The sequence below is a fragment of the Wolbachia endosymbiont (group A) of Anthophora plumipes genome (genome assembly GCF_964028115.1).
GTDB lineage: Bacteria > Pseudomonadota > Alphaproteobacteria > Rickettsiales > Anaplasmataceae > Wolbachia.
In genome coordinates, this window is the sequence record NZ_OZ034756.1 from 243422 (window position 1) to 262757 (window position 19336).

Below are 19336 nucleotides of genomic sequence, written 5' to 3' on the forward strand. Positions count from 1 at the left end.
GAGGAACTCTGTGCTTCCTCTTAGATATAAAATCTGTAGAGGAGATAAGAATTCCCTTCTCAAAAGTATAGGCTGGACGGTATCGTAGAAAGACCTGAATGGTTCTAATTCTGTATTCACAAGACTAGCCTTACTTTTCATTTTTAATGGTAACGTATGGGGTTATATATGATCAACAACTTTTTGGGCATAGATATATCAAAAGATCGCTTTGATGTTTTTCTCTCATTTATAAGCAAAAAAGGAAAGCGTGAAACTAGAAAAAGAAGCTTTAAGAACGATGATCATGGGTTTCAAAGTCTACTGAATTTTCTACACAAACATAATGTAGAAAAAGTAAAAACCTGCATGGAATCTACTGGTTGTTATAGCGAAGCACTGGCTGAATTTCTACACAATGCTGGACATTTTGTAAGTGTTGTAAATCCTTATTGCATAAAATCTTATGCAAGGAGTAAGCTGATACGACAAAAGAATGATCAGACCGATGCAGAAGTTATTGCTGATTATTGCCAAAGACAGGAACCTTCTAGTTGGACACCACCTTCTCCTGAAATGAAAAAATTAAAACATCTTTATCGTTGCTCAGTTGCGTTAAAAGATGAGTTAACATTAGTAAATAACCACTTAGAAAAAAAAGAGAGACTGCCTAAAGAAGTTGCAAATGCTTGGGAAGACCTTGCAATGAATATAGCTCAAAAAATAGAAACAATAAAAAACTCCGTACGTGAACTATTAAATCAACACAAAGAATTGTTGGAAAATTTTCAACTTCTATTGACTATTCCAGGCATAGGAGAAGAATCAGCAATAGCTATTTTAGCTGAAGTTTCTGATATAGAGGTTTTTAGAGATGCCAGGCAATTGGCAGCATATACAGGAGTTATACCACGAAATATGACGTCAGGTTCCTCTGTATATGCCAAACCCAGATTAAGTAAATCCGGTTCACAAACATTACGTAAGGCACTTTTCTTTCCTGCCATAGTAGCTAAGAATCACAATCCTATCATTATGAGCTTTTGCCAAAGATTAAAGGAAAAGGGTAAGCATAATATGGCCATCGTTGGTGCTGCAATGCGTAAGCTACTCCATATCATTTTCGGTATTCTGACATCCAAAAGTGCTTTTGATCCTAACCATATCAAAAACTACAGGGCTAGGAGGTTGACTGAAGGTTTAGTACTTTAAAATCAAAAATGCTTCCTATCTATCTTATGTAAAGTGGTATCTTACACAAATTTATTGAGTGTTGTTGGTTAGTGGATATGTTGATAAGTAAACTTCATCTGTTTTGTGCGTATAAAACTAATTTACTTATCAACATATCCACTAACTATAATCTGTGTACTGTTACACAATTGGAAGTATTTTTTGATTTTATGATGCAACTTGGGAAATTTTTATAATTTTTTTGTTGACTAACAAGACGGTATCTCCTGTCATCCCAGTGCCCAGACACTGGGATCCATTTTGCATGTAATTCCGCTATAGTATTATGTTTTAGTGTAAAGTTTGGTATTTATCCATTAAGTTCGTTTGCGAGCAAAGTTCGCTAGATCCCAGTGTCACGCACTGGGATAACAAAAAAAGGAGCACTGGTTCACCTTATGACGGTGTCATCCTAATACCTTCCCCTGTCATCCAAGTAGCTAACACTGGGATCTCATTTTACTTTATGATGATGTTATGAAAGTAGCTGACACTGGGATCCAGAAGACTTAATTTCAACCAAATAATAAAGGCTAGATTCCAGACTGGAATGACATCATAGGGGCACTGGGATGACAGCAGTCCTACGTCATACCGCGATTCATTCCTACGTCATACCGCGATTCATTCGCGGTATCTCTTAACATAGATCCCGCTAACAAGCAGCGGGATGACACCTCTCTTGGGCTCTTTTAGCTACAAACATTAAGAAATTTACCAAACGAAAAAAAAGGCAAAAGAAGCCCCGTGGTGCGAGTTTTGACTCTATATTACTGTAAGTGGCGCTGTAATAATGTGCTAACGCTTAAAATAAGCGCGATTTGGCTGAATGTAGAAAAAATTTAAAAGACATGCAGCCGCTATAATTTTATGTAATCCGCCAAAAAATACCCTAAGTTTTTTACTGAATTTTGTCATTGAGCCTGCAGGTCAAAAACAAGTTTTGAGTCAGAAATACCCTTAATACTACAATAAGGGAGCTGGCGGAGTTTGTAAAGCAATTTTTTAGCCCTGTCTCCTTGCTATAATGTTCATATCGATAGAAAAGCAAAAGAATAGAATGAAATATCAAGTGATATCCTCTATAATTAAATTTTTTGAATGAAGAGATGACGATTCGTGTAGGAATTAATGGTCTGGGTAGAATAGGCAGAGGCGTATTGCGTGCTATTTTCGAAATAGAAGAATATAGCAAACAAATAGAAGTTGTAGCTGTCAATGGATCGCTCAGTGCAAAGCAGCATGCACATTTGATTAAATATGATTCTGTTCATGGCAAATTCAGTGGTGATATTGACTTTAATGAGTCTCAAAATTGGCTATCTATAAATGGCAGAAAATTTTCTTTATATAGAGAACGGAGCCCTGAAAATATTCCTTGGAATGTTGATGTAATACTTGAATGTACTGGTGCATTTAACAAGCGTGAAGAAGCAATAAGGCACAATGCAGAGAAAGTGATTGTCTCTGCTCCAGTTCCAGATGCTGATGTAACTATAGTTTATGGTGTGAATAATGATATGCTCAAAAAAGAGCATAAAGTAATATCAGCAGGTTCTTGCACTACAAATTGCCTTGCTCCGATTGTGAAAGTCCTACACTCTAATCTAGGTATAAAAAGTGGCTTTATGACTACTATACACGCCTATACGAATGATCAAAATGTTCTTGATGGCAATCATAGAGACTTATGCAGAGCAAGGGCTTGCGGATTATCTATGGTGCCAACTACAACCGGGGCAGCAAAAACAATCGGTTCTGTAATTCCTGAATTAAAGGGAAAGCTAGATGGCACTGCCGTCAGAGTTCCAGTTAGCAATGTTTCTATGGTTGATTTTAAATTTACGACTGATAAGAAAGCGACCGTTGAAGAAATCAATGAAATATTTAAGGATGCAGCTCTCTCCTCTACGTCATTCCAGCGCGTGACGCTGGAATCTAATTTCTGGATCCCAGTGTCAGCTACTCGGATGACATCAGAGGGTACTAGGATGACAGAGGGTTCTCCAATGTCAAATGTACTTTCTATATGCACGGAACCTTTAGTTTCAATAGACTTTGTGCATAACCCTTATAGCGCAATTGTGGATTCAACTGGTACATATGTTACAGGCGACATCTGTAGAGTTGCAGCGTGGTATGACAATGAGTGGGCTTTTTCGCTGAGAATGTTAGACATAGCATTATTGAGCCATAGTAAAGTATGAATGGAAACCCAAACAAATATGCTTCATTTTGTGAGCACTTTGCGGAACTCAGAAAAAGAGTTATCTTTTGCTTTCTATTTTTTTGCGTTACTTTTGGTTTTTGTTACTACTTTAAGGAAAATATATACCGTTTTTTACTTGCACCTTTAATAGAAGCAACAAAAGATAGCGAAGGTTTTTCTTTAATTTACACAGACTTAACAGAGGCATTTTTTGTGTATCTTAGAGTCGCAATAATGAGCGCACTTTTGTTTTCTTTTCCTGTGTTTGCATGGCAATTCTATATGTTCTTAGCACCTGGGTTATATAAAAGTGAAAGGGCAGTGTTGTTGCCATACTTAATTGCAACCCCGGTTTTATTTGTAACGGGAGCTACTGTAGTCTATTACTATATATTTCCTTTAGCCTGGAAGTTTTTTATCAACTTCGAACACAGTGGTAAATCCTTCGATATACCGATAGAGTTTATGCCATCAGTTAGCGAATATTTAGACCTCGTTCTCCAATTTATGTTTGCATTTGGCACTGCATTTCAAATTCCAGTAATACTCACATTGATGGTGAGAGTAGGGTTACTCACTACACAAAGTTTGTCAAATAAACGCAGAATCGCGATAGTGGTAATTTTTATTATCGCTGCAATCTTAACTCCACCTGATGTATTAAGCCAAGTAGGGCTTGCAATACCAATGCTGATTCTATATGAATTGTCCATTTTGATATGTAGGTATATTGAGAAGAAGGCAAAGGATTGAATAAATATGTATTTGTAACGTTCTTTTTCGAGCACGAGCACCTTTTTCTTGCTTAAGCGTGTGTGATCATTACTAATAAGACTTTGTGTATTTGATTTTTTACATAAAATATGCAATAATTAAACTTAGTAGACTTATGGGAGTAATTGTATGTTTGGTTTAACAGAAGAACAAAGGAAATTATATGATCGGTTACAGAACGCAATAAAAGATCATGGTAACGTTGCTGAAATTCTACAAGGAGTTTCAAAAGATGATTTACTAGCAGTTCTTAGTGCTCGTGGTACAACCATAGAGTTCAAAAATGGTGAAAGATATACTAAAAACCTATTAAATGTTGAGATTATAAATATTGAATTCCCCAACGTTGTAAAATTTGATGGGACGCCGCCTGAAGAAGAGCAAATGCTTTTTGATGAACTTTGGGATTTTTTCGAGGGTTTTGCCAAGGGTTTTGCCAAAGGTTTTAATGATAAAATGAAAGAGAAACATGAGATAGAAACTAAACAAGTAACTAATAAAGCAATAGGAATTGGTATCATTTGTGGTGTTATAGCTGCATTGGTAGTCGGTGGTGGATGTGGTGTTGCCGGTGCTCAATTATCAATATTGGCTATAGCTGGTATAGCTGTAGCTGCTGCGCTGGCAGTTGGACTTGTTGCTGGTGGTATTACGTATGCAGTATTAAAACCTAGTGGTAGACTAGAAGAAGCTCACGCACAAGAACAAGAAGAAAAAGAAAAGGTACCTGCTTAGAAATTCGCCATATAGTTAAATAAGTATGATCTCCAAATACTAATATATAATACTTAAAGAGATACTTTAACACTTTCTCTTAAGTACTAATCTGGAGGTTCGACAAGTTGCTGTTTAAAAGGTTAGGAAGTAGTTTTATTAGCATTGAAAATTACATAATATACATTATGGAAAATAAAATCACATAATATAAAAAGCAATGCTAAAAATAAAATCACATAATATAGCGAACTATAGCTAACCTAAGAAAGGTTTTCCTACGTCATACCGCCGCGGTATCTCTCAGCCGCTAACTAGTAGCGGGATGACGAATTTGTCGTCTTTCAAATTGTCGGTAAATCTAAGTCAGTTTAGCTATATAAAACATAGTATAAAAAGAGCTATTTCAGCAAAATTTTAAACAAATAAAGTTCATTAGCTTCACAATTGGCACCTTACGAGAAAAGTACATTTGATATACAGATTTAAAATACAAGTTAACGAATTATTATGATTTTTACCAAGATAATAATATAGTAAGGTTTGGTAGTGAGGTATCAAAATGGGAAAATACACTAACGCATGGTTTTATAAGAAAGATAATCACGATTGTGCAAACGATGGCACTTGTGGGCAAGCTATAACGGATTTTAGGATTGGTGATTCTGATATTTTCTTCTATGATAGTAATGGAACAGTGATTGCGCAGATACCTAAGCTGCCTAATGGAAACTCTATTACATACCGTAATGATTTATATAAAACTGCACAATCAAAAAACTTTAGTGAGAATACAAAATACGTAGGAGTACAAGATGTGCTGCCTAATCAATTTAATTTTGAATACGGAAAGTTGAATTGCGTAATACATTATGACAATGTATCGCAACAAGAGCAGGAGCAAATGAAGCTTGATATTCAAAATGCCTATGAGGCATATAAAGCAAAGTTTTGTATGGATAGTGATACTCAAGTGACTGTGCATACCTATGTTTTTAATAATAGAGATAATTATAGGGGATATGGCACTTTGGTTCCTGGGTTTTCACGGAGTCAATCTTCGCTCAATACTTCTGGTGGGATGACAAATGGAGAAAGCGTATTACTCTATAAAGATGTTTATACGGACAACGTTTTAGCTCATGAATTCGGTCATGTGTTTCAATTTAAGCTTTCCGAAGCAAAAGTAGAGGAGTTAGACCGTATAAATAATCAGCTGATGGCAAATGCAATTGGACTTGAAGTAGAAGAAAAAAATTATAAAGCTATTTGCAAGCAGATGGGTGTAGATGAATATAAAGACCATGGATCGATGTTTCAATTTAAATATAAAGATACAACTGGTAGTATATACTGCAAGGATCTTTCAGAAGAAGAGAAATTTCAAATTATACAACGTGTCAAGAATTCTGGACTAGATGAATATGAAGATCGTGGATCGATGTTTAAATTTAAATATAAAGATACAACTTATAGTATATACCGCAAGGACCTTTCAGAAGAAGAGAAATTTCAATTTATTCAAGATATAAAGAACTCTCATGAATCGCTCGTTAGTGAATGTGATGGATTGGGGAATGAGAATACAGCTTTATCGATTTACGTTGATGAAAATAAGGAGATAAGTCGAATATATTTTCAAAACTCCGACAAAAATATATTCAAACAGCTAGATAAGACGCTTATAAGCAGAAGTAAGTCTGAAGAAGAGGCAAATGAAAACCGCACGAATCCAGAACCAGAAGAAGAACAAAAAGGCGATGAATACACAGAGTTTACAGGAGTGTTGCAATTTAAGTACAAAGGGACCAATTATGATATACAACACAAAGGTTATCTTTCAGCAGAAAAAGAAAAACTTCAATTTATCAAAGACATTAAGAACTCTCATGAATCGCTCATTAGTGAATGTGATGGATTAAATGAGGGGCCATTAAGTCAGAATGCAGCTGTAGTAATTTCTATTGATGAAAATAAGGAGATAAGTCGAATGTATTTTCATAATCCAGACAAGAATATGTCCGAATGGTTAGATAAGACACTTATAAGCAGAAGTAAGTCTGAAGAAGATGTGGATGACACAGATCCAAAACCAGGAAAAGAGCCTGAACCAGAATCAGGAAAAGAACCCAAAGAGGATATAAGCAGAAGTAAACCTGAACAAGAGGTGGAAAAATCAAATGAAGTAGAGCAAAGTAATGTAGATGTAGAAGAGGAAAAAAGTAACCAGCAAGACACTCAGCAACCCAGTAACTTCTTATCCAGTATTATTTTTCCAGCAATTAAATCCGTTATTGATTCTATCTCATCATTCTTTTCATGGTTATTTGAGTCTAAAGAGGAAGAACAATCTGATAACAACCTTTCTTTGCTTAACTTATCAGAAGAACAATCCGATGACAATCTTTCTTTGCTTAAACCTGATGTTAATCACGATGCTGACGAAAATTACGTAGGCAATTACTCAGATTATCACCAACATGATGACCTAATATAGTGAAATAACGAACTTTTATCCCCTACCCTTCTAGTTGTATTTATAACTTTGCAGATATGGGAGGCGATAAAGGGTACTTAAACAACTGGATAAAAAACCAGGTGGATCATTCTGAAATTCTTGCATTTTTGTCCATAATTTTGTTAAACAACTTCCCTTTTGGTCATGTCGAACCAAATTTCTTTTTCACACCACCTTTTAAGCCACCGATGACAGCTTCGTTAGTTTTTGTCATAATGCGATCAAACACTCCCAATAACCTCTTTAATAGGTTTGGAGTTAGCGAAGAGATAAGATCAACAGATACGTTATTGTTTTTGTCATCACCACTTGCTTTATAGTCTATTGAAACGATTCCCCTACTTTTCCCGCCAGTAAGAAGTTTCCCAATTATAGGAATTTTTAACAAAGATTTATTAATTGAATATGCTGGTATTACCTGTCCTTCAACTTGGAATTTATAATTTCTAATGTCGAGCTTACCGCTAGTGCTAATGCCTAATTCCGCCCCTTCAAGCCAAGATTCTTCAATTTCGACAGAGCCATCTTTGTATGAGAAAGGTACATTACATTTATAAAAGTATACACCTTCATCCTTTATAGCATTTACAATACCAGGAAGCGAAGACATCGATAATAAAGTAGTGAGTAGTGGAGCATCTTTGATATAAAAATTACTAATAGATAACATGCCATAATGTTCTTCATTTTCTCTTTGAGGAGATAGATAAAGAGAAAGTTTACCATTTTTGACTGATTTACTAATGCCTAAGGAACGCGAAAGTATACCTGCATTATCCGCATATATTTCGAGCCCTATTCCACTGTATTCCGCTAGTATGTTGCTGCTATCTTCTAGAAACTGTCCTGTAAATTGACTTCCATTGCAATTACCTTTAGTACAGGTTACATTCAGCTTAGCATTTTTGATAACGACGCCTTCTTTCATAATTACATTGTCAACATTCATACTAATTTCCATATCTTTGTTTAATCCATTATTGTTTTTGCCAAGCAAGCCTAAAATATCACTCAAATTGATTTTCTCACCATAAATAGTTATGGCATTTTTTTCCTTACCTGATTCAATTTCTATACTAAAATCATTATCAGGCAATTTAAAACTACTAGAATTTAAATATAAATTTCCATTTCCTACTCTTCCGCTGAATTTTATATCTAGGTCATTTCCTATAACATCTAATTTGTCTATTAACAATTCATCGGCACCTTTTAATTTTACAGAGAACAAAACTTTATTGTGATCTTCAAAACGATTTTTCCACCCAAAATAACTTGAACGTGATTCAAGCTCTGATAAATCCATATTACCATTAACATGTCCCGTCTTATCTTGATTTATTACCAATTCTATATTTGTATTGACATAGCCACCTATATTTTCATCAAAATCAAGTATTTGAGCGGGTAAATCTCCGGTCAAATTCCAGGCAAAACTTTCATTCCTATTGCTACTTTTCAGGTCAAATAATAGCTGTGTGTTATTCACCATACCACTACCATTTAAATCTATAAAGTCACTGCCAAAACTAAGCTTAATGTCATATTTACCAAGACTTGCATTATAGACGGCCAAATTGTCAATTTCAGAATGAAAATTTGCTGAGAAGTCTACTTTTTTGTCATCAGCATTTAGATTAAAAATGCGAAAATTAAATACAGATTTTGCCATTCCACTTACTTTATCCCTTTCAACCTTCACCACATCATCCAGCTTAAATCTTATAGGCTCATATAAACCATACGCATCACTTACAGCTTGGCCATTAATGGTTAGAACTGAATTTTCCTTATTGAGAGATTTCATTTCAATATCACCACCATTAATAGTGAAATTCTGAAACTTAGCGCTATTTGCAGTAATTTTGAGATCGTTATTCTTGATGATCAAATCACCCTTTAATTCCTTTACTTGCTCAAAATCTTCATCAAATTTTACGCTACCATTTTCTATATCAGCAACAATTACAATGTCTGACAGATCGTCATCAACCAAATTGTTAATTTTGCCATTGAAACTTACAATGGTATTTAAAACATCCCCATTAATATTATCACAATACCAGCTTCTAAATTTACTATTCACTACACCATCTGGTACATAAGTACATAAATCCTTTGCAGCAAACTTGCTAATATTAATTCTAAGCAAAGCATGACTTGTACTAAAGTTCATCTTGCCTATTAAAGAGAGATACGTGTCATTTAACTTAAAATGGAAGTTTTTTACACTAATAATTCCATCACTATATGTTAAATTTATATTTACATTAGTTAAGGCCAAATTTTTGTTCAAATAATTTTCTGTATTCAATACGTATATATTTCCATCTACAATTTCATCCTTTTTATCAATTTTCACTGAGAAGCTTCCTTTGAATCCTATATTTTTGTCCAAATTGTAGCTTTTAACTAATGTAGAAAACTCGCTCAATAGTCCCAATTTTAGATTATAAAATGTCCCGTATACATTTAGCAAATTGTTGCGATTTTTTATTGTAATTGATAAATCATCCAAAAATCCCTTTCCATCTTTTGTATTCACATGAATATCTAAAACATTAAAATCTTCCCCCTTCCCTATATATAATTTATCAATAAAAAATTCATCTTCTGTGCTTTTATCAATAGCGATGTTAGTAAATTCAATTTTTGAATCCGCATTTAAGTCAAAAAAAAAATCCCTTATTGTTTTTAATAGATTTTTTGCACTGCTTTCTGTCATCTTAAAATTCTTCCCTGTCATTCCAGCACTCGTCCTTGTCATCCAAGTAGCTTGACTACTTGTTTCTTTTTTTCTAGATTCCAGCGTCACGCGCTGGAATGACACCGAAGGAAGGCGGTTACTATTTAAATAATGATTATCCAAAAGGTCTAATGAGTTTTGCGGATTAACATTAGTTTCTTCTCTCTTGATACATACATGCACATTATCAGCTGAAACCTGAGAGAGATTTGTGCTAGCTTTAAATAAGGAACTTAACTTAAAATGTACAAAAAGCTCAGGAACTTTTATAGTAAAATTAGGGTTTGCTATTGCCAAATCTGTAATGACTAAATACGGATCTTTGCCATCTTTCTGCCAAACAACTGAGGTATTCTCCATATTAACGCTTGAGCCAACAAATATTTTTGATATTTTATGTTTAACATAAAAATTAATATAATTAATATTGATTTCTAAAGGCTTTAAAAAAATAAAGAAGCACAATATGAACAATAAAGCTACGGAAAATAATATAGTAATTTTTTTAAGCATCGATTATTGCTTTTCTTGCTAAAATATCAGCCTCCTCATTATATTTATTGCCACTGTGTGCTTTAACCCACTTCCAATCAATTTCGTGTTGTGAAGCAACGTTGTCTAGCTCTTTCCACAATTCCATATTTTTTACTGATTTTTTATTACTTGTTTTCCAGCCATTCATTTTCCACTTATTTATCCACTCTGTTATGCCATGCTTAATATAAAGACTATCCGTATATAAATTAATATTACAAGAAAATTTCAATACTTTTAGCCCATTGATCACCGCTGTTAACTCCATTTTATTGTTTGTGGTATTTTCTTCCCTACCATAAATGTCTTTTCTATAATCTTGAAATAATATGATAGCTGCCCATCCTCCCGCTCCAGGATTACCAGAACACGCCCCATCCGTGTATATTGTCACTTCTTTCTTACTCATCTTTGTTTATATCGGTTAACAAAGTATATAGTTGCTTTTATGAAAGCACAATTTCTAAAGGTAGTTTAAGCTGCACCTTTAAATTTTATTATAGAAACAAAAAAAAGTGTGACAACGAGCATTACCAAAAGGAAAAGTAAAAAATAGTTTTTATGCTTCTGCCGTTCTTTCATAACTAAAATAAATCAATAGAACAAAAAATAATACTGGCGAATAGGGAAAATAGATAAGAAATTGAATAAGAAAACATTTGTTTCTGTGAGTTGTGGTTCTTGAATCTGAGAATTGATATAGCGTACCAAATAAAGATGCAACCTGCAAAAATTGCCATGCTTAGATAAAGTAAAGCCTTTTTCAAAAATAGAGCTGGAAGCAAGCTGGTTAATACCAGCAACACACTATAAATTAATATATATTTTCTTGTTTTTTCCGGACCATAAACAATATTGAACATAGGAATCGATGCTCTTGCATAGTCTTCAGACTTATTTAAAGATAGGGCCCAAAAGTGTGGTGGAGTCCACATAAAAATTACTAAAAATAAAATGAAACTTTCCCAGCTGACAGAATTAGTCACAGCTGCCCAGCCAATCATTGGAGGAAAAGCACCTGCTGCACCACCGATAACGATATTCTGTGGAGTACGCCTTTTTAGCCAAATTGTATATACGAAAACGTAAAATAATATGCTAACTGCAAGCAAAGCAGCAGAAATATAGTTTACTGCTATTGCCATGATAAATACTGACAATATTCCAAGAGTTATACCAAATTCAAGCGCACCTTCTGCAAGAATTCTTCCTGAGGGTATAGGGCGGTTTTTTGTCCTTTCCATGAGCAGATCTATGTCTCTGTCATACCACATATTTATAGCACCTGCAGATCCTGAGCCAAGAGCAACACATATAAGAGATATTAGTGCTAGAAAAGGGTGCATACTACCTGGTGCAGTAACCATACCAGCAACTGCAGTAAATACCACAAGATACATTATCCTTGGCTTCAGCAAACGCCAAAAATCCAGTATTGTTGATTCAACATTTAGCAAAACACTTGTGTACATTCTATTTTACCACTGGTGGCTTTTCGAAAGTATGAAAAGGCGGTGGTGAAGACACTGTCCATTCCAAGGTGTCACCTTCCCAAGGATTATCTCCAGCTTTTTTGCCCCATTTAAAGAGATGTATAACTATAAACACAAAAAACATAACTGAAACAAAGGACATATATGAGCCAATTGAGGATATATAATTCCAAGGGATAAACGCATCAGGATAATCAGGTATACGCCTCGGCATACCAGCTAATCCTAAGAAATGTTGAGGTAAAAAAGTGATATTGGTACTAATAAAAGTAAGCCAAAAGTGGATTTGACCTAAGCGCTCATTATATTGTTTACCCGACATTTTACCAATCCAATAATAAAAGCCAGCAAAAGCTCCAAATAATGCAGCAAGTGACATGACATAATGGAAGTGAGCAACAACATAGTAGGTATCATGCAGAAGCTTATCTATTCCACCATGAGAAAGAATTATTCCCGTTATGCCACCGCCAACAAACATAAAAATAAAACCTAGTGCAAATAGCATAGGGGTCTTAAACTCAATTGCTCCACCCCACATAGTTGCAATCCAGCTAAAGACTTTTACACCAGTTATAACACCGATAAAAATTGTGGTAGTGCTAAAAAATGCAGCAGCGTCAGCACTAAGCCCAACAGTGAACATATGATGAGCCCACACCATAAAGCCAAATACTGCTATACCTATCACAGCATAAACCATCCCTATGTAACCAAATACAGGTCTGTGAGAAAAAGTTGATACAACCTGACTTATGATGCCAAATGCAGGAAAAATAGTTACGTAAACTTCTGGATGACCAAAAAACCAAAATAGATGTTGAAATAACACAGGATCTCCGCCACCGGCAGGATCAAAAAAGGAAGTACCAACATTGCGATCAGTAAGAAGCATAGTTATAGCACCGGCAAGCACTGGTAAGGCAACAATCAACATAAATGCTGTTAGCAAGACAGACCAAACAAACAGTGGCATCTTAGTTAATGACATTCCTTTTGTGCGCATGTTAAATATAGTAACTATAAAGTTGATCGCCCCAACAATTGACGACATACCAGCAACATGAAGTGCAAGTATAGCAATGTCAACTCCTGCACTTGGATGGGACATTACCTGTGATAAAGGTGGATATAAAGTCCAACCTGTACCTGGACCTTCACCAATAAACACTGAGAGAATGAGCAAAATAAAAGATGACACTAATAACCAAAAACTTAAATTATTCATACGAGGAAATGCCATATCTGGTGCGCCAATCATGAGAGGTACAAACCAGTTACCAAATCCTCCCATGAGGGCTGGCATTATCATAAAAAACACCATTATCAACGCATGCCCTGTAACCATTACGTTATATAATTGATAATTATTGTTAAGTATATTAATGTGCATTAGCTGAGTGCGAATAATCACCGATAATAATCCACCAATAATTCCAGCTAATATGGAAAAAATAATGTACAGTGTCCCTATGTCTTTATGATTAGTGGAAAACAACCAACGCTTTATGCCCTTTGGTACGTCACTCATATCTATACTCCAAATTTAACTCACTAATTTTCTATTTTCAATCCACTTATTAAAATCTTCTTTGCTTACTGCTTCAACAACAATTGGCATAAATCCATGGCCTTGACCACACAATTCATAGCACTGCCCGTAATAAACACCAGACTTTTTGATATTAAACCACGCCTCATTCAGCCTACCTGGTATCGCATCAATTTTTACACCGAAAGCCGGTACTCCCCAGCTGTGTATCACATCTCCTGCTGTAACTTGTAAACGAACGTTAGTATTAATGGGTAAAACGATGTTGTTATCAACAGAGAATAGCTTTAAATCTCCTTCGATAAAGTCTTCTTTTCCCTTAATATAACTATCAAATGACACACCTTGATATTCTGGATATTGGTAACTCCAATACCATTGATGGCCAATAACTTTCAGTGTTATATCAGCTTTCGGTATTTCTTCCTGTAGCTTCAGTAATTTAGCGTTTTCAAAGGCTAATATACCAACAATAATCGTTGGTATAACAAACCAAACAATTTCTAAAAGGACATTGTGGTTAGTTTGGCTTACGTTTGCCACTTTGCTTTTACGAAAGCGAAATACTACATAAGCAAGCAGCGCCCACACAAAAAGCATTATTGCAACCATCACAACCATTACAAACGAATGTGACCTAACTACAGCCTCCATTACTTCAGTTGCAGGAGCAGGAAATCCAAATTGCCAGGAAGTAGGAGCAGAGGCAACAGATATATTTGAGTAAAATATTATCAATAGTGCAAATAACTTCACCATATCTTTTGTTTGTTTGCTATAAAACTAAATGATATACTGTATAATAGTATATATAAACTTACTATGCAAATAGAGATTAGTGATGGTTAATAATTTTTTAGCATTCAATAAGTATAATAGTACAATACTAATTTGAGGAAAAAAGCATTTACATAAATCTATTGTAAGGAAAAATATTATAATATTTTAAATTAAGTATTTACTTTAAGTAAATTCTATAATAAGTTTAATAGTGTCTGTTACTGCTAATAACCCTCTAGCCTCACACCTAAAAGCAGTAACAGACACTATTAAACTTTATGACAAGTTTATAATTTGCAAGATCAAAATCTTACAAGTTCCTTTATTTTATTATACATTGCAGTTTGTTAATTAACTTTTAATGCCTATGGTAGCATCTACAGCTTGGACCAAAGGTTTACGCATTATAGAAAATAATTATAAAAAAACACACTATATTTGTATACCATACAAACTTTTTTCATTCTGCATAGCTGAGTTACTAGATTCTGTAAACGAAATCTTTAGAGAAGCCAAATAGAGCTACCTTTCTATAAAAGACCTATCGACTGTTGCAATTATAGGTGTAAACAAGAATGATAAAAGAGTACGGGATTGAGTAACTATGTACACTTCTGCTGGCATACCAGGGTATAGGTATACGTTTTTAAACTGAGCAAGCTCTGACTTTGGTATCACCACGCGCACTGAATAATAACGCCCTAGTCTTGGATCATCAAGAGCATCAGGAGAAATATGGCTTACTATACCACTAATTAAACTTAAACGACGTGCACTGTAAGCACTCAGCCGGACTTTAACCTTTAGCCCTTCTAGCCCATCAATAGAGACTATGTTGCTATCTTTCTTTTGTGCTGACAGTACCTCTTCTATGTTTCTGGTCTGAATTTTAGCATCTATTATTAGGTCATCATCCGATGGCACTACGCTCATGATTGGAACTCCAGATTGTATAACACCACCTTCAGTATGGTATCTTATATCTGTGACTATCCCATCTTGAGGGGATTTAATTATTGTACGTGCTAATGAATCTTCAGCAACCATCAGCCTCTCTTTCAAGTCTGCAATAGACGTACTAACTTCCTTAAGTTCAGCGTTTGCTCTTTCTTGAGAATCATTTCTCACGTTTATAATTTCTAATTCGTTCTCTCCAATTTTTTGCTGCACTTGAGATATTGCAGAACGGTAATGTCCAACTCTGCCTTCAATTTCAGCAAACTGTTTTTCTAAAGCTAAAATGTGTGGTTTGCTTATATGGCCACTATCAAGTAATTGTCTTTTTGTTTCCAACTCCTCAGTTATCAAGTCATATTGCTTATGAGCTGCATTTAGTTGAAAGTTTAGCCCAGCTAATTCATCATTTAACTGCTTTATACGTTGTTGCAGTATGTCTGTTTTTCCCAATATGCTCTTTCTCTGAGAGTTGAACAACTTTACTTGATTCTTTATCGCTTTATTTACAAGTTCATCATGAGATAATTTTTTAACCTCATCAGGAAACTCGAGCGTGTCTAAATCTCCTCTGATTGCAATAAGCCTTGCTTCTGTTGCTAAAAATGATAAGAGCTTCTCTTTGATAATACTTAAATTCGCCTTCTCGTTAACATCACTCAACAAAACTAGAGGCTCATCTTTTTTAACTGCTTGGCTCTCTTTGACTAAAATTTTGCTTATTATTCCTCCGCCCAAGTGTTGAACTATTTTCCTATTTGAAGATACAATAACTTCTCCACTTGCATGCACCGCACCGTCAATTGGAGCTATAGCCGACCAAATACCACCTATCCCAAAAAAGATGAGTATTACTACCAGACCAAAAAATAGTGGTCCCCATGTTACTCTCAGAACTTCATTTACGTTATTACTTTCGCGTTTTAAAATAAAATTTATCACTGCATCAATCAATGCAAACGTCTTATCCAAAAATTTTGGGTACTTCTTCTTTTTATTTTTTGCTCCTTGCATATTTATATTATCACTATGGCCAATCAGGCCTGTCAAAGAAAATCCAGCGCTAAGCTTTTTTAACTTACTTATCATAATACTACTGTGAATTTGTGTTAACTCAAGATAACACACAAAAACAAAGAATCTATAATTTAGGCATTCCATTTAGACTGCAGAGCACCAGAATAAACTATTTAGTAACAATTCCTGCATCAACTATGTTTTTAAAATTTTTTGACGTTTAACTTTATTATAACTTTTCCTTTATTTTGTGAATATCTGAGTTACTTATATTATGTAAGAAATCTATTGCCAACCAGTCGATATTCTGTTAGGAATTAAGATAATATAAAGTTATTATGTTTAGATTGGAAAGTAGAAAGTTCCTGATCACTGGCGCATCAGGCGGAATAGGGCAAGCAATTGTAAAAATTATGCACAAAGCCGGAGCAACTTTATGTATTTCTGGCACAAAAAAAGAAGTGCTCGAAGAAGTTGCTAAACAATATGAAAAAAATATGCACATACTCCCTTGTGACTTATCAAATGCTGAGGAAGTAAATCAACTAGTAAATAGAGCAAGTGAGTTGATGGAAGGCTTTGACGGGCTTATATGCAATGCGGGCATTACGCGAGACAGTTTATTATTGAGAATGACAGATGAAGCATGGCAAAAAGTAATTGATATTAACTTGAGCTCTACATTTAAGCTGAGTAGAGAAGCATGTAAGAGACTAATTAAGAATAATTGGGGAAGAATTATAAATATTTCCTCAATAATAGGGCTGACAGGAAACGCCGGGCAAGCAAATTATGCAGCGTCTAAAGCTGGAATAATAGCTATGAGCAAATCTATAGCAAAAGAAGTTGCAAGTCGTAATATAACAGTAAATTGTATTGCTCCTGGGTTTATAGATACTAAAATGACTGAAGTTTTAAATGAAGGACAAAAGGGAAAAATATTAGATAATATTCCAATGAAAAGAATGGGAACAGGGGAAGAAATAGCAGCAGGGGTATTATTTTTAGCAAGTGATGAAGCAAAATATATAACAGGGCATGTGCTTAACATTAATGGTGGGTTATTTATGTAGCAACACTTATGTATAGACAAATTATAATTTTTACTTTAAAATAAAAATATGTGTAGGTTTGCGTTTGCGTTAATTTGTTATTTAAAGGCAAGAAAATGAGCTCTATAATAAAAAGATTTTTTAGTGTTTTTTGTGTAGTATTACTTTTCTCTTTCTCAGGTTATGCAGCTACCACTGATCCTGATATGGATGACACAACTAAAGTAATATGCAATATTATTGGTTACGTTTGGGGAATAGGCGGTCCACTTATGACGGTAGTAATAATTGGTGCAGCTTTGCTTGCAATATTTGGCAGGATGCCGTGGCCAGCCCTCTTTGCTCTAGGCATGTTCTGTGGTGTATTTTTTGGCGCTAAAACTATCATAACGAAAATTATGCCCAACGTAAGTAATGAAGCAAAAGCTATGTTGGAAAAGTGTGGAAAATAACCCATAAAAGTGCAGAAATGCTTTTTTGTTATCCATTAAATTGCTTCATATCTTCAACTTGCAACAAATAAGGACTATCTTTTGGTAGAGTTTTAACAGCTAGCTCAGCATATTTTGTAAATTGCTTTAAATCACCTTCAATACAAGCCTTTTTTGTCAAGGCAAAATAATGCATTGCCGTATCAGCTTCACATTTATATGCAATGCTTAAATATTTCCAGACAAAAGCGTTATTTGGTTCTACATTCAAAATCTGCTCCAGGTAAAAAATCGCCTTTTTTGCATCACCGTGTAATAATAAAGTATGAGATAATGCAAGTTTCACTAAATAACTGTTTTTCTCAGATAAATACCTAAGCGATTCCTCATACATTTTTATTGCTTCACTTAAATTTCCGGCCTTGTATAGCATTTCTGCTTTTAATTCATATAGGTATGGGTCATTGCGTGACTCTTGAATCAATGAATTAACTTTAGCAATAGCCTCTTCTATCTTTCCTTGCCTATAGCAAACTATAGCATTTACATACTCAGAATTATTTTCATATTTATTAGATAACACATGAATAGGAGCAAAGAAAGAGTCTAGCTTTGCAACCACACGCTCAAACTTTAGTAACTTATCCGCAAAAATTGGTTTTACGTTGTTTTTGACCTTATAATTTTGTACAGCAAATATGCGTTTCTCACTAAGTGGGTGAGTGCGGAAATATTCCTCGGTGTTCTCATGCTCAATACTTTTAAAATAATCAAAAATCTCTTTCATACCTGAATTATCATAGCCAGATTCATCAAGGTACCTTAAAGCATAGCTATCTGCTATACTTTCTTGCTCTTGAGAATAGTTAAAAAATAGCCCTGAACTGAGTGCTACACCACTAAGCAAAATTGCACCAGCAACCTGAGGGTTAATGATAATACTAGAAACTAATCCTACCATATAACTAATCATTGCTATCGATTGAAAATAACCCATAGCACTACTCATTTGCAATATATGACCAGCAGATATGTGAGCAATCTCATGTGCTAATATACCAAGCAGGACATAAGGTTTAGCCGAGTATTGTAAAAGTCCTAAATGAATGAAGATACTGTTGTTGTTAATTACAAAAGCATTAATCGAATTATCATTAATTATAAAAACTTTCATTCGGTCACTATCAATGTTTGCAGCGAAAAATAAAGGTTGCGCTAGCTCTTTCACTATTGCTTCCACTTCACTATCTCTAATAATGTTAATAGAGTAAGCATTATTATAATATGCAAAAAAGAACAATAAGGTCAAAAACTTAGCAATTCTAAACATGGAAATTCTGTGCTTGTATA

General features: G+C 34.6%; 14 protein-coding genes. 7 read left to right on the forward strand and 7 right to left on the reverse strand.

Annotation, left to right across the window (positions count from 1 at the left end):
- The first annotated feature begins 168 nt into the window (after positions 1-168).
- The 5 genes from ABWU75_RS01295 (at position 169) to ABWU75_RS01315 (ending at position 7406) form a co-directional block, all read left to right on the forward strand.
- Entirely contained in the window at positions 169-1191 is a 1023-nt protein-coding gene (locus tag ABWU75_RS01295; RefSeq protein ID WP_353286589.1) for an IS110 family transposase, read from the forward strand.
- A gap of 1130 nt (positions 1192-2321) precedes the next feature.
- Entirely contained in the window at positions 2322-3419 is a 1098-nt protein-coding gene (locus ABWU75_RS01300) for a type I glyceraldehyde-3-phosphate dehydrogenase (protein ID WP_341823200.1), read from the forward strand.
- Positions 3416-4174: a twin-arginine translocase subunit TatC gene (tatC, locus tag ABWU75_RS01305; protein WP_264736339.1), complete on the forward strand. Its 759-nt coding sequence runs from the start codon at positions 3416-3418 to the stop codon at positions 4172-4174. The genes ABWU75_RS01300 and tatC overlap by 4 nt, the downstream gene beginning before the upstream one ends.
- Positions 4175-4324: 150 nt before the next feature.
- A complete protein-coding gene (locus tag ABWU75_RS01310) occupies positions 4325-4930 on the forward strand; it encodes a hypothetical protein (protein WP_353286910.1) in 606 nt (201 codons plus the stop codon).
- A 541-nt stretch (positions 4931-5471) separates the two neighbouring features.
- Positions 5472-7406, forward strand: a complete 1935-nt coding sequence (locus ABWU75_RS01315) for a hypothetical protein (protein WP_353286911.1) — start codon at positions 5472-5474, stop codon at positions 7404-7406.
- A gap of 163 nt (positions 7407-7569) precedes the next feature.
- Here the strand turns inward: ABWU75_RS01315 and ABWU75_RS01320 are convergent, their stop codons facing one another.
- The 6 genes from ABWU75_RS01320 to ABWU75_RS01345 form a co-directional block, all read right to left on the reverse strand.
- Positions 7570-10686, reverse strand: a complete 3117-nt coding sequence (locus tag ABWU75_RS01320; protein WP_353286912.1) for an AsmA-like C-terminal domain-containing protein — start codon at positions 10684-10686, stop codon at positions 7570-7572.
- The gene (gene rnhA / locus ABWU75_RS01325) at positions 10679-11116 is read right to left on the reverse strand and encodes a ribonuclease HI (protein WP_253309066.1); all 438 of its coding nucleotides are present in this window, start codon (positions 11114-11116) and stop codon (positions 10679-10681) included. Before rnhA ends, ABWU75_RS01320 begins: the two co-directional genes overlap by 8 nt.
- Before the next feature lie 175 nt (positions 11117-11291).
- Positions 11292-12179, reverse strand: coding sequence for a heme o synthase (locus ABWU75_RS01330; protein ID WP_353286913.1), 888 nt, complete (start codon positions 12177-12179; stop codon positions 11292-11294).
- A gap of 1 nt (position 12180) precedes the next feature.
- Positions 12181-13731 (reverse strand): cytochrome c oxidase subunit I, encoded by a 1551-nt coding sequence (gene ctaD, locus ABWU75_RS01335; protein WP_353286914.1) that lies wholly within the window; start codon positions 13729-13731, stop codon positions 12181-12183.
- Positions 13732-13746: 15 nt separating this feature from the next.
- Positions 13747-14511 (reverse strand): cytochrome c oxidase subunit II, encoded by a 765-nt coding sequence (coxB, locus tag ABWU75_RS01340; protein ID WP_182182743.1) that lies wholly within the window; start codon positions 14509-14511, stop codon positions 13747-13749.
- A gap of 543 nt (positions 14512-15054) precedes the next feature.
- Positions 15055-16575 (reverse strand): HlyD family type I secretion periplasmic adaptor subunit, encoded by a 1521-nt coding sequence (locus ABWU75_RS01345; RefSeq protein WP_253309070.1) that lies wholly within the window; start codon positions 16573-16575, stop codon positions 15055-15057.
- 266 nt (positions 16576-16841) lie between these two features.
- Here ABWU75_RS01345 and fabG point away from each other — a divergent pair, with 266 nt between their 5' ends.
- Both fabG and ABWU75_RS01355 read left to right on the forward strand, forming a co-directional pair.
- Positions 16842-17576, forward strand: a complete 735-nt coding sequence (gene fabG, locus ABWU75_RS01350; protein ID WP_253309071.1) for a 3-oxoacyl-[acyl-carrier-protein] reductase — start codon at positions 16842-16844, stop codon at positions 17574-17576.
- A 95-nt stretch (positions 17577-17671) separates the two neighbouring features.
- Positions 17672-18007 carry a TrbC/VirB2 family protein gene (locus ABWU75_RS01355; protein WP_264732216.1) on the forward strand — a complete coding sequence of 112 codons (336 nt, stop codon included), beginning with the start codon at positions 17672-17674 and terminating at the stop codon, positions 18005-18007.
- 28 nt (positions 18008-18035) lie between these two features.
- Here ABWU75_RS01355 and ABWU75_RS01360 read toward each other — a convergent pair whose 3' ends face one another.
- Entirely contained in the window at positions 18036-19316 is a 1281-nt protein-coding gene (locus tag ABWU75_RS01360; protein WP_264732214.1) for a M48 family metalloprotease, read from the reverse strand.
- Positions 19317-19336 lie beyond the last annotated feature (20 nt).